The organism is Tenacibaculum halocynthiae (assembly GCF_964512825.1).
Taxonomy (GTDB): Bacteria; Bacteroidota; Bacteroidia; order Flavobacteriales; family Flavobacteriaceae; genus Polaribacter; species Polaribacter halocynthiae.
This window is the reverse complement of sequence record NZ_CAZELG010000012.1, coordinates 390,210-402,765: the sequence shown is the minus strand read 5'-3', so window position 1 is coordinate 402,765 and position 12,556 is coordinate 390,210. Positions and strand designations below refer to the sequence as shown.

Sequence of the window (12,556 nt, the reverse complement as noted above, 5' to 3'; positions counted from 1 at the left end):
TAAAAAGCCCTTTCAATTACTTGAAAGGGCTTTTTTTGTACTTAAAAACCACATATTTCATTCTGAAATGAAGTATGTTTTTGGTTTTAAAAATACTTTTGTAAAAAACTTAAAACCATGAATTCAAAAAAAATTATTCTATTAAATTTTAAAGAAACCAGAAGACGCAGTATTAACTTGTGGAATGGAATTCCATTAGAATATTTAAATTGGAAACCAGATCAAAAAGCATTTACTTGTATAGAAATGGTTCGTCATGTGTTAGAAGCTGAACATTTATTTCACACAGTTATAAATAATAGAGGTAATTTAGGCACTTATATTTCTCCCTGGAAAAATTTAGAATATATCAATGTAACTCATGAATTAAGGTTTGCAGAGAATTACAGAAATGATTTTTTTAGTATGATTGAAAATTTAAATGAGTTAGATTTAGAAAAGATTACAATAAATAGAACAGAGGTAAATCAACATAAAAAATTAGGAGATTATTTAAATAGAATGGTGTATCATGAAGCTGTTCATACAGGTCAACTATTAAGCTATTTAAGAACTTTAGGAGTCAAACGTCCACAAATTTGGGATTGATAAATTATGGAATATTTAGAGAAGGATTTTAGCGAAATTGCTGCTTTATTAGGTGATAAAGCAAGAGCCAAAATGCTATGGAATTTATTAGATGGAAGAGCATACACAGCAACTGAATTAGCCAACTGTGCAGATGTATCTTTACAATCTGCTAGTAATCATTTATCAAAATTACTTCTCAATAATATCTTAATTGTAGAAAAACAAGGCAGACATCGTTATTATAAGTTTAGCACACCAGAAGTTGCTCAAGTTATAGAATCAATGGCTAGTTTATTATCACTAAACACTAATTATAAAAAAATAAAAAGACCAGCAATAACAGCATTTACATATGCTAGAACCTGTTACAAACATTTAGCTGGTGAAGTAGGTGTTAAAATTACCAATGCTTTACTTGAACAAAACATAATTAAACCTTCAGAAAAAAAATATCTAATAACTAGTTATGGAGAAAACTGGTTTTTAAAACTTGGTATCCAAATAGAAATTACTAAAAATACAAAAAGATCATTTGCACATCAGTGTTTAGATTGGAGTGAGCGTAAACATCACTTAGCTGGTGCTTTAGGAGATGCTTTATTAATAAAAATGTTAGAGAAAGATTGGTTTAGAAAAAATAAAAATACTAGGAAACTTATTTTAACAACTCATGGAAAACAAGAAATTAAGGAGCTTTTAAATATTGATTTATAATAATCTTCAATTATTAATAAACATACTGTTTAACTAATATCATACTATTACTATAATATTAAAACCCTACATTTGACTTAAAATAAAAAAAAGTTTTATGATTGGAGGCTTATTAGTTATACTTCTTTGCTTGTATTTTATTAACAAAAACATCAATACAAAATTTGAAAAATTAGAAGATACAATTGTGAACCTTAATAAGAGAATAAGGTACTTACAACAAAAAACAACTTCGCAAGAACAAAAAACTAATAGTATCAAAAAGGATCCAGTTATAAAAAAACCAGATTCTATTATTGAAAAACCTATAGTTAACAAACCTATAGATGACATTTCTAAAAAAACTACAGTTACTGAAACAATTCCTGATAAATCTTCTTCAGTTTTAAAACTAAAACCAACAAAGAAGGAGGTTATTGAATCAATATCAAAAGTAGTTTCAGAAAAAACAAAAACTGAACCTAAAAAACCTTGGTTTGAAACATTTAAAGAGAAAAATCCAGATTTAGAAAAGTTTATTGGAGAAAACTTAATTAATAAAATTGGTATTCTAATTTTAGTGTTAGGTATTAGCTTCTTTGTAAAATATGCTATTGATAAAGATTGGATAAATGAACCTGCTAGAGTTGGTATTGGTATTTTATGTGGTTCACTTGTTATGGCAATAGCCCATAAACTAAAGAAAAACTATGTCGCTTTTAGTTCTGTTTTAGTAGCGGGTGCTATTAGTATTTTTTATTTTACTATCTATATTGCCTTTCACGAATATCAATTATTTAGTCAAACAATTGCTTTTAGTATTATGGCAATTATAACAGCTTTCAGCACACTTGTTTCTGTTTCATATGATCGTCAAGAGCTAGCAGTTTTATCATTAATAGGTGGTTTTGCAACACCTTTTATGGTTAGTACTGGAGAAGGAAACTATGTTGTGTTATTCACTTATATAGCTATTTTGAACATAGGTGTTTTAGGTGTTTCCTATTTTAAAAAATGGAGAATAGCCACCATTCTAGCTTTTATTTTCACCATATTATTGTATACTGGATGGTTAGGTTCAAAAATAAATGATCCTTCTTTTTCACATAAAGGAGCTTTACTTTTTGCTACTCTTTATTATTTTATATTTAGCATTACCATAGTTTTAAACAACCTTAAAAATAAAGGTGTTTTTTCAACTATTGAGTATTTTATATTTGTTGCAAATACGTTCATTTTTTTCGGAATTGGGATGGTTATTTTAAAAGATATCGACTCAAATTTCACAGGAATTTTCACCTTATTGTTAGCTATTTACAACTTGGTATATGCTATCATTTTATTCAAAAAATTCGGATTAGATAAAAATGCGATATATTTATTAATAGGTTTAGCTCTTACATTTGTAACATTAACGATACCTATTCAATTCGAAGGAAACCAAATTACTTTATTTTGGGCATTGGAATCTGTATTATTATTTTGGTTATCCCAAAAATCAAAGATTAGTTCTTTTAAATTTGGCGCTATCATTGTACAAGTTTTAACCATTATTAGTTTACTAATAGATTGGGAAAGGTATTACTCTAGTGAAAATTTCACTGTAATCTTTAATCCTTTATTTATTGCTGGGTTTATCGTTAGCGTTTCTTTATTCATAATATATAGGTTATTAAAGAAAGAAAAAGACGTTATAACAAGTTTTTTTTCTTTCTCTATTAAGTTTTATAAAAATGTGCTAGTAATAGTAACCGTCATTATAACCTATTTCACTGGTCTTTTAGAAATAAATTATCAATCGCATCAATTTATAAGTAATCAAGCATCTGCCTTGTCATTCCCAGTGATGTATCATTTTGTATTTGTTTCTCTTATCCTTTATATAGCTTCTTTATTTAAAAAGAAAAACATTTCAAAAGGAGCTTTAATAGTAAGTACTATTTCTATTATTTTATATATAGTAAGCTTTTACAAATTACCAAAAACCGAAATTATTAATAACCTTCTTGAAAATACAACTTCTAATTATGCATTTTATTTTCATTATATTATTTTGGCTTGTTTAATTTATTTTGGATATCAATTACTAACAACAACAACTTCTTTATTTACTATAAATACTAAACAGAACAAATGGCTTCCGTGGTTATTTACTTTTGCAATAGTATATGTATTAAGTAATGAAATAATGGTTCATGGTTTATATCTATCTAATAGTTTAAGTAGTGATGAAATAACAAATCAATTTCCTGACAGTGAAAATAATTGGTATGAAAAATTTAATTATGCAAAAAAACAAATAAACAATACAGCTACACAAATTATAAAAATTGGGTACCCTATTCTTTGGGGTGTGTTCTCTTTCATTTTTCTAATTATCGGTATTAGAAAACAATGGAAAAATTTGAGAATTATAGCATTATCATTATTGGGGCTAACAATTTTAAAACTGTTTATTTACGACATTAAAAACGTTTCAGAAACAGGAAAAATAATTGCTTTTATCCTTTTGGGTATTTTAATATTAGTTATCTCTTTTGTGTATCAAAAAATAAAAAAATTAGTAGTAGATGAAAATTCAGAAGATGAAAAAATATAGTTTTTTTATAACTTGTTTAATAGCTATAAATAGTTTTAGTCAAAATTATAAAGGAACGTTAGAAAAAACAAACTATAATGGTTTACATACATTAAACCTCAACACAAAAGTACGCTCGGCAAGCACTGATAATTTTTCTTCTTTAAGAATTAAAGATGTCAATAATAATGAAGTTCCTTATATTATTGTTTCGCCATCAAATAAAAATTTTACTGTTTTTAATCCTATCAAAATCACCACGAACAGGGTTGTTAAGGATTCTATTACTAGCATTGAAATAGAAAACAATACTAACACCCCTTTTGAAGAATTAGTATTAGAGATCGTAAATACTAAAATCACTAAAACATATAGTGTTTTAGGAAGTAATGATTCTAAAAAATGGTATGGTTTAGTTTCAAATAAAACCTTATCAAATATAAACTCATCAAATAACACATCGGTAAAAAAAACTATTCAATTTCCTTTAAATAACTATACGTTTTTAAAAGTTATTTTTAGTGATAAAAACTCATTACCTATAAATGTTATTGGTGCAGGAGTTTATAAAAACAAGTTTTTTAAAACCTCTTCAACTAAACTAGAAAACTATAAAAAAGAAACAGTTTTTCTAAAAGAAAAAAAAGTAACTCGTATTAAATTTTCAGCAGAAGAATCTCATAAAATAAATACTATTTCCTTTAAAATTAACACTGAATATTTTCTGAGAAAGGCAAAAGTATTTGTACAAAGAATACATAAAGTAAAAAAAAGAGAAGAAATATATACCAAAATACTTTCTACTTTTGAGTTAAATGCCAAAAACGAAAACACATTTACTATTACAAATTTAAATGAAAAAGAGTTCTTTATTGAAATTGAAAATGACGATAATCCACCGTTAGACATCGAGCATATTCAATTATTACAAAAGCCAAAGTACCTTATTTCTAATTTAAAAAAAGATGGAATTTACACTCTAATAATAGATACCACTCTAACTAAACCTAAATACGATTTAGGAAACTTTATTTCTGAAAACACTAAAGTAATTAGAGAAATAGCTGTAGCAGATTTTTCAATTATTACAAAAACAACAAAACCTAGTAAAGCCAAAAGCTTTTGGCAAACTACTATTTTTATGTGGATTTGTATTGTTATTGGTGGTATATTGGTAGTTTATTTTGCTTTAGGGTTGTTAAAAGATGTAAATACTCAGGAGACAAAATAGATTTTAATTTTACTAGAAAAGAATTATTAAAAAATGAATAAAGAATTATTTGAAAAAGTTATTGATAATTACGAAAGTTTAAAATACGGACTTTTAGATGCTCAAACTTTTAATGAAGCTCATTATGGTTTTCCTGAGGTATATTATAAAATAATGGAAACTGATGAGCAAAGAGTGAATGCTTTTAAAAAGGCTTTTGAATTAAATAATAATTTTAAAGATGCTGTAGTTTGTGAAATAGGAGTAGGAACTATGCCTTTAACAAAATTATACATGCCTCATGTAAAAAAAGCCTATTTAATAGAAAACAATCCTGATTTAATTCCATTTATAAAAAAAGAAGTTGCCAAACATCCATGGGCAGCTAAAGTAGAAGTTATTTTTGCAGATGCCTTAACTGTTGAACTACCTGAAAAAGTAGATCATGTTATTGGTGAATTGATGAGTATTTACTGTGCTAATGAATTTCAAGTACAAATATTTCAGCACATGCGTAATTACTTAAAACCTAAAGGAAAGTTGTTTCCTAACAGAATTGTAAATTTTGCACGTTTATGTGAAGCAGAAATCGATGAAGATATTCATCATTATCCTGTAATGTTTACCAGGCATCAACCAATGTTTTTATCACAACAATTTTTAGTAAACGAAATTGAATTGTTAAAAGAGAAAAAACAAGGTGTAAAGCTTAGCTTTTCTGTTCCTGTTTTATTTACAGGAAAAGTGAATGCCTTGTATTTAGAATCATACGTAGAAGTTACTGAAGGAGCTAATTTTACAGGTACTGATAGTTTAATGCCTCCAACCGTATTAAAAACAACTAACACACTAGATGTTAAAGCTGGCGATTTAATCCATATTGATTTTAGTTTTGATTATGGTTCTTCACTTGATAAAATAAGCTGTTTTTTATCGTAATTACCCACATTTATAAAAACAAAAAAGAGCCTGTAAATATATTTTACAGGCTCTTTTTTATCTAAATAGTCATAAAAATTACTCAATTTGTGTTTTAATTTCTAAAAACTAATATTTTTCTAAAATTAAAAACCCTGAAAATCAAAAGATTCACAGGGTTTTGAGGTGTCGAGCGGATTCGAACCGCTGTAGATGGTGTTGCAGACCACTGCCTAGCCACTCGGCCACGACACCTAATTAATTAGGACTGCAAATTTACATTTTTTATTGTTTAATCCAAATGTTTTTTAACTTTTACGAACATCTTTTAAAACAATAACAACTTCTTCAACATTTCCGCCTATTGGAGGGTTAATTTTAGCAACACTTACCTCAGCTTCATCTACCATTGGTATTTCATGAAAAACTCTATCTAAAATACGTTTTGCTACATGTTCTAATAGCTTCGATCGTATTGCCATTTCTTCTTTTACAATATTGTTTAAATGTACATAATCAACAGTATCGGTAAGCTCATCTGTTTGTGCCGATTTTTGTAAATCAGCCTTTACTTCTATATTAACTTTATATTCCGAGCCAATTTTAGCTTCTTCATCTAAACATCCGTGGTTTGTATACAAACGAATGTTGTTTACACGTATTATTCCCATAAGAACAAAGGTATATTAAAAATAGCTGTATTTTTATCAAAAGAATTGAATTTATTAGAGAATTTTGAATAGAAAAAAGTTTTTACAATTAGCAGGATTATCATCGGTGTCAATGGCAATGAAGCCAATAACAGATTTAGAAAAAATAATGGATGTGCTACCAAACACACCTAAAATGCCAGTGCTTTTTCTTGGTCATGGGACACCTATGAATGCTATTGAAGAAAATAAATACACCTTAGGTTTTAAAAAAGTTGCAAAAACATTACCTAAGCCTACTACTATAATTTGCGTTTCTGCTCACTGGTTAACTAAAGGAACAAAAATTACTGCTATGGAAAATCCAAAAACAATTCATGATTTTGGTGGTTTCCCTCAAGATTTATATGATGTAAAATACCCTTCAAAAGGTAATTCCTCTTTAGCTAAAGAAACACAAAAAATACTTTTACCGAACACTAATCTAGAGTTAGATTATGATTGGGGATTAGATCATGGTGCTTGGTCGGTATTAAAACACTTATATCCAAAAGCAGATATTCCTGTACTACAATTAAGCATTGATTATTACAAGCCTGCCCTGTATCATTTTGAATTAGCTAAAAAGCTAACAAAACTTCGTTCTAAAGGAGTTTTAATTATTGGTAGTGGTAATATTGTACATAACTTAAAACGATTAGATAGTAACACCTCTAAACATGATTGGGGAAATGTGGCTAGAGAAAAATTAAACAACTTAATTTTAAATGAAGATTTCAATCCTTTACTAGATTATCAAAAATTAGGAAAAGAGGTTCAACTAGCAATTCCAACTCCTGATCATTATTATCCATTAATTTATGCATTGGGTTTAAAAGAAAAAGGAGAAAATATTGAGTTATTTAACGACTCTTTACAAACTCCTAAAATAAGTATGACCTCTTTAAAAATAAGTTAAAAAAAACCTTTCTAATTAAAGAAAGGTCTTTTTACTATTATTTTATTTCAAACTTTTGTTTGGAACTATTCATTACAGCTTTATATTTTCCTTTTGGTAAATAATAAACACCATTTTTTGCTTTTTTAAGAACTGCATCTTCTTCCTTTTTTAAATAAGCCTTCTTTCCTTTCTTAGAAAAAGAAACATCGAATGAAACTTCGTTAAACCCTTTTTCAGCATCTACTTCAATTTCATTAATCAAAGTATCTTCATTAAATATATTTATAGTAACTTTTTTAGTTGAGTTTACATAAAAAGGTATTTTTAATTTAGGGGTATTTGGTTTTAACCATTTACTCCATGAGTTCCCCCAGTAAGAACTTTTTCTAATATTTCTTATTTTAAATAAAGCATCTTCATTTTCAGCTTTCAACTTTTGTAGCGAAGTAATGTTTGCTTTGTATATACTTCTTCCATGAGTACCAACTACTAATTCTTTTGCTTTCGGTTGAATTACTAAATCATGAACTGCTACATTTGGAATATTAGTAAACGAATGCCATTGTATTCCTTTATTTAAAGTAACGTACAATCCATTATCCGTTCCAACATATAATATATTTTCTTTTTCAGGATCTTCTTTAATAACATTTACTGGAGATGTTGGAATATTTCCAGCAATACTCGTCCATGTTTTACCATAATCATCCGATTGATAAATATATGTAGTAAAATCATCAAAACGATACCCATTTAAAGTAGCATATACACGTTCTTTTTTATGCTTTGAGGCAATTACTCTACTTACCCAAAGGTTTTGAGGCAACGTATTCGAAATCTTCTCCCAAGTACCTCCACCATTTTTTGTAATATGAATATACCCATCATCAGAACCAACATAAATTACCCCAAACTGAAACGGACTTTCAGAAATACTTGTTAATGTTCCATAAGCTACATTTCCTTTTTTACCACCTTGAGTTAAATCACCTGAAATAGTTTCCCAATTACTTCCTTTGTTTAAAGAGCGATGCAATTTATTACCTCCTAAGTATAAAATATCTTGATTATGTTTTGACAACTGAATTGGAGTTTGCCAATTAAATCTATAAGGATTTTCCCCCAACGTATGTTTTGGTTGTATATACGTTTGCCTTCCTGACTCTCTATTTATTCGATAATAATTACCAAATTGATATCCTGTATAAACAATATTTGGGTTTCTATCATCAACTGCTACTTGCATTCCATCACCTCCCATTAAACTCTCATATGGGTTTTTACCGGTTTGCTTCCACCTTTTATTAACCTTCGCATTATTATTGGCTACCCAAACTCCATTATCTTGCAAACCTCCATAAATTTTATAGTTTTTTTGATTATCTGCATATACAGAGTAGAATTGCCCTACAGGTGGTGTATTAAGTTTTATCCAATTTTCACCATCATCATATGAAATATTTAAACCTCCATCATTCCCTTCAATTAAATGACCTTGTTTTTTAGAGTTCACCCATAAAGCTTGATGATCAGCATGAACATTTTCTTTACTGATAGATTTAAATGTTTTTCCTCCATCTTTAGATTTTAAAATAGGAACTCCTAAAACATAAATAGCATTCTTATCTTGAGGATCTACTCTTACTTCTCCAAAATAATATCCATACGAATAATATAAATCATCTAAATATCCTTCATGTGTTTTCTTCCAAGACTTTCCTCCATTATCGGTTTTAAAAACCTCAGCTCCAATTACTGGTGTATCAAATAATAAAGAGTTTGCATTTTCTAAATATTTAGCTAAATCAATTGGCTTTACGGATCCAGACCTTACCATTTGTTTTACATTTTCAGCTCTATATTTCTCTTGGAATCCATTCATTTTTAAATATGAATTCAACTTTTTATCTTTTAATTTTAAAAATTCTGCTTTTGACATAGTTTTAAAATCGTCTTTTGTTAAAGCATTTGACTTTCCTTTTTTCTTCTTTCCTTTTTCTCTTCTAAATTGGTTGTCATGAAAAGCATACACCGTATTTTCATCAAAAACTGCTAAACCAATTCTTCCTACTCCATTTCCTTCAGGAAAACCATTGTCTTTCGAAATTTTAACCCAAGTACTCCCTGCATCCATACTCTTGTATATAGCAGAATTTTTTCCATCACCATCAAAATTCCATGCCTTACGTTCTCTTTCCCATGAAGCAGCATATAAAACATTAAAGTTATTTGGACTCTGTTGAACATCAATAACACCAGTATTTTCGTCAACAAACAATGTTTTATTCCATGTTTTTCCTCCATCTGTAGTTTTAAATATTCCTCGTTCGTTATTAGATGAATATAAATGACCAATTACACCAATAATAACTTCGTCAGAATTATTAGGATTAATTAATATTCTACCAATATGATGACTATCATGTAAACCTACATTTATCCATGTTTTTCCTTTATCTGTTGATTTTAAAATACCTATTCCAGCATACGACGAACGCGATGAGTTGTTTTCACCAGTACCTACCCAAATAGTACCTTTTTTCCAATCTACAGCAATATCTCCTACATTTTGGGTTGGCGAATTATCTAAAACTGGAGTAAAAGTAGTTCCATTATTATTGGTATACCATACACCTCCAGAAGCGTAGCCCACATAAAATTCAGTCGTATTATCAGGATTTACATCAATATCAACAACACGTCCACTCATTACAGTAGGACCAATATTCTCGAAAGGGATGTTTTTTACAATAGAAGCTTTACTTAACTCTTCTTTTTTAAGTAGAGCTTGCTGTATTGTTTTGGCAGAGGTTGAGACTTGTTGTTGACCTAAAAGTGTAAGAGAAAACAACGCTAAAATTGTTTTTAAAAGCGTTTTCATTAGTTATAGTTTGGTTTTTCAGGTTATGAAATTACTATAACTAGTATCGAATTCAAAAAAATTAACAGAAATTATGATTCCCTTCAACTTCTTGACACATTTCTACAACAAAAAAATTGTTAGCTTTGTAATGTCCTCATTTAAGGATTGTACGTATGAAATTTAATTGTTAGTAGATACCTATAAAGGATAATCATTACTTTTAATATCTATTACAACCCTGTTGAATACCTAGTAATATAGAATTTTTAACTTAATCTTTTACTTATTAAAATCTATGAACATTTTTATTCTCTCGGTTAGTGAACAGATTTATTCTACTAAGCGAATTTATGATGAAGCCATTAGCCGTGGGCATGATGTTAGTATTATAAATCACACTCAATGTTCTATTAAATTAAGTGGGGGAAAACGACAAATTATTTATGAAGGTGAAGATATTATTGATGAACCAGATGTAATTATTCCTAGAATTGGAGCATCAGTTACAAGTCATGGAGCTGCTGTAGTAAAAGAGTTTGAAATGAATGGAGTTTTTAGTACCGCTCGTTCATTAGGAATTTTAAGAGCTCAAAATAAGCTACGTACCTTACAAATAATGAATAGAAAAAACATTCCAATTCCGGACACTGTTTTTTCTGCAAATACTGAAAATATTAGTGAACAAATTCAATTACTTGGAGGAGCTCCAGTTATCATAAAGTTACAAGAAGGTACTCATGGCATGGGAGTTATCTTAGCCGAAACTGAAAAATCAGCAAAATCTATTATCGATACACTCTATAGTATGAACACTAGTTTTTTATTACAAGAGTTTATTAAAGAAAGTAATAGTGAAGATGTTAGAGCTTTTGTAATAGGTGATAAAGTAACCTCGTCAATGAAACGAAAAGGATTGGAAGATGATTTTCGTTCAAATATTCATAGAGGTGGAAGTGGCTCTAAAGTCGATTTAACTTCAAAAGAAAAAGAAATGGCAATAAGAGCTGCTCATTATTTAGGGCTTCCAGTAGCGGGAGTAGACTTAATAAGATCAAAAAGAGGAGCTTTACTAATAGAAGTTAATTCAACCCCAGGTTTACAAGGAATAGAAGCTTTTACTAAGGTAAATGTAGCTGAAGAAATTATTAAATATTTAGAGAAAAAATGTTCAACGAAGAATTCAAAAACGAAGAAATAATAATTCGTGGTGAAAAAATAGGTTTAGGAGAATCTAAACTCATAAAAATTTCTGTTGACAGACTACCAACAGGTACCTATATAGAGATTCCTGTATATATTTTTAATGGTGAAAAAGTTGGGCCAACAGTTTTACTTCAAGGAGGGTTACATGGCGATGAAACTAATAGTATTGAATTAGTTAGAAGAATGCTAATTGATAAAAGATACAAAATTCATAGAGGTTGCGTAATTGTAGTTCCTTTATTAAATGTTTTTGGCTTTTTAAACCTATCTCGCGACATGCATGGCAAAGATGTAAACCGAAGCTTTCCTGGATCTAATACAGGATCTTTAGCTAGTAGAATGGCACGTTATTTAATGAAAGAGCTTATTAAAAATGTAGATTTTGCTATTGATTATCATACTGGAGGAGCTCAAAGAAGTAATTTTCCTCAAATTCGTTTTACACCGCAAGATGAAAGAGCTTTAGAATTATCTAAAATATTTAATGCGCCACTAATGTTTGGTTCTAAGCTAATCCCGAAATCCTTCAGAAATGAATGTTATAAAAATAACATTCCTGTAATTGTATACGAAGGAGGAGAATCATTACGTTTATGTGAAGATGCTATTCAACAAGGAATTAACGGAACGTTACGTATTTTAAAACACTTTCAAATGATTAATGAAAATGTTGAGATTTCAAAAACCAAACAAAGTATATTTCTTAAAAAAAGAAAATGGATTAGAGCCAAAGTGGCTGGGTTATTTACAGCCAAAGTGGCTAATGGCGCTTTTATAAAAAAAGGAGAAACATTAGGACATATTATGGATACTTATGGTGAAACAAATTTTACAGTAAAATCACCAATTAATGGATACATAATTGCCAAAAATAATTTCCCCGTAATTAACATGGGAGATGCATTATTTCATGTAGGAGAGCTTTAAAGTG

General features: G+C 28.8%; 10 protein-coding genes and 1 tRNA gene. 8 read left to right on the top strand and 3 right to left on the bottom strand.

The window, feature by feature from the left end; translation table 11 throughout:
• The first annotated feature begins 117 nt into the window (after positions 1-117).
• The 5 genes from ACKTTQ_RS05110 (at position 118) to ACKTTQ_RS05090 (ending at position 5,990) form a co-directional block, all read left to right on the top strand.
• On the top strand, positions 118-588 hold the full coding sequence (locus ACKTTQ_RS05110; RefSeq protein ID WP_093869434.1) for a DinB family protein: 471 nt from the start codon (positions 118-120) through the stop codon (positions 586-588).
• A gap of 6 nt (positions 589-594) precedes the next feature.
• Entirely contained in the window at positions 595-1,284 is a 690-nt protein-coding gene (locus tag ACKTTQ_RS05105) for an ArsR/SmtB family transcription factor (protein ID WP_093869435.1), read from the top strand.
• Between the two features lie 97 nt (positions 1,285-1,381).
• Positions 1,382-3,862: a DUF2339 domain-containing protein gene (locus ACKTTQ_RS05100; protein WP_408048573.1), complete on the top strand. Its 2,481-nt coding sequence runs from the start codon at positions 1,382-1,384 to the stop codon at positions 3,860-3,862.
• Positions 3,834-5,072, top strand: a complete 1,239-nt coding sequence (locus tag ACKTTQ_RS05095; RefSeq protein ID WP_408048572.1) for a hypothetical protein — start codon at positions 3,834-3,836, stop codon at positions 5,070-5,072. The genes ACKTTQ_RS05100 and ACKTTQ_RS05095 overlap by 29 nt, the downstream gene beginning before the upstream one ends.
• A 33-nt stretch (positions 5,073-5,105) precedes the next feature.
• A complete protein-coding gene (locus ACKTTQ_RS05090) occupies positions 5,106-5,990 on the top strand; it encodes an rRNA adenine N-6-methyltransferase family protein (protein ID WP_408048571.1) in 885 nt (294 codons plus the stop codon).
• 163 nt (positions 5,991-6,153) lie between these two features.
• On the opposite strand, the gene ACKTTQ_RS05085 is transcribed toward ACKTTQ_RS05090, so the two are convergent.
• Positions 6,154-6,224, bottom strand: a tRNA-Cys gene (locus tag ACKTTQ_RS05085).
• A gap of 53 nt (positions 6,225-6,277) precedes the next feature.
• Positions 6,278-6,640, bottom strand: a complete 363-nt coding sequence (gene folB / locus ACKTTQ_RS05080; protein ID WP_093869439.1) for a dihydroneopterin aldolase — start codon at positions 6,638-6,640, stop codon at positions 6,278-6,280.
• Between the two features lie 118 nt (positions 6,641-6,758).
• On the opposite strand from folB, the gene ygiD reads away from it, so the two are divergent.
• Entirely contained in the window at positions 6,759-7,577 is an 819-nt protein-coding gene (gene ygiD / locus ACKTTQ_RS05075; protein ID WP_093871958.1) for a 4,5-DOPA-extradiol-dioxygenase, read from the top strand.
• A 37-nt stretch (positions 7,578-7,614) separates the two neighbouring features.
• Here the strand turns inward: ygiD and ACKTTQ_RS05070 are convergent, their stop codons facing one another.
• On the bottom strand, positions 7,615-10,440 hold the full coding sequence (locus ACKTTQ_RS05070) for a WD40/YVTN/BNR-like repeat-containing protein (protein WP_408048570.1): 2,826 nt from the start codon (positions 10,438-10,440) through the stop codon (positions 7,615-7,617).
• Between the two features lie 277 nt (positions 10,441-10,717).
• On the opposite strand from ACKTTQ_RS05070, the gene ACKTTQ_RS05065 reads away from it, so the two are divergent.
• Both ACKTTQ_RS05065 and ACKTTQ_RS05060 read left to right on the top strand, forming a co-directional pair.
• Positions 10,718-11,620 carry an ATP-grasp domain-containing protein gene (locus ACKTTQ_RS05065; protein WP_093869441.1) on the top strand — a complete coding sequence of 301 codons (903 nt, stop codon included), beginning with the start codon at positions 10,718-10,720 and terminating at the stop codon, positions 11,618-11,620.
• Positions 11,587-12,552, top strand: a complete 966-nt coding sequence (locus ACKTTQ_RS05060; protein WP_408048569.1) for a succinylglutamate desuccinylase/aspartoacylase family protein — start codon at positions 11,587-11,589, stop codon at positions 12,550-12,552. Before ACKTTQ_RS05065 ends, ACKTTQ_RS05060 begins: the two co-directional genes overlap by 34 nt.
• Positions 12,553-12,556: the final 4 nt, after the last annotated feature.

Coding starts and splice junctions, on each gene's coding strand:
- ACKTTQ_RS05110 (WP_093869434.1), top strand. CDS start 118: ATGAATTCAAAAAAAATTATTCTATTAAATTTTAAAGAAACCAGAAGA.
- ACKTTQ_RS05105 (WP_093869435.1), top strand. CDS start 595: ATGGAATATTTAGAGAAGGATTTTAGCGAAATTGCTGCTTTATTAGGT.
- ACKTTQ_RS05100 (WP_408048573.1), top strand. CDS start 1,382: ATGATTGGAGGCTTATTAGTTATACTTCTTTGCTTGTATTTTATTAAC.
- ACKTTQ_RS05095 (WP_408048572.1), top strand. CDS start 3,834: ATGAAAATTCAGAAGATGAAAAAATATAGTTTTTTTATAACTTGTTTA.
- ACKTTQ_RS05090 (WP_408048571.1), top strand. CDS start 5,106: ATGAATAAAGAATTATTTGAAAAAGTTATTGATAATTACGAAAGTTTA.
- folB (WP_093869439.1), bottom strand. CDS start 6,640: ATGGGAATAATACGTGTAAACAACATTCGTTTGTATACAAACCACGGA.
- ygiD (WP_093871958.1), top strand. CDS start 6,759: ATGAAGCCAATAACAGATTTAGAAAAAATAATGGATGTGCTACCAAAC.
- ACKTTQ_RS05070 (WP_408048570.1), bottom strand. CDS start 10,440: ATGAAAACGCTTTTAAAAACAATTTTAGCGTTGTTTTCTCTTACACTT.
- ACKTTQ_RS05065 (WP_093869441.1), top strand. CDS start 10,718: ATGAACATTTTTATTCTCTCGGTTAGTGAACAGATTTATTCTACTAAG.
- ACKTTQ_RS05060 (WP_408048569.1), top strand. CDS start 11,587: ATGTTCAACGAAGAATTCAAAAACGAAGAAATAATAATTCGTGGTGAA.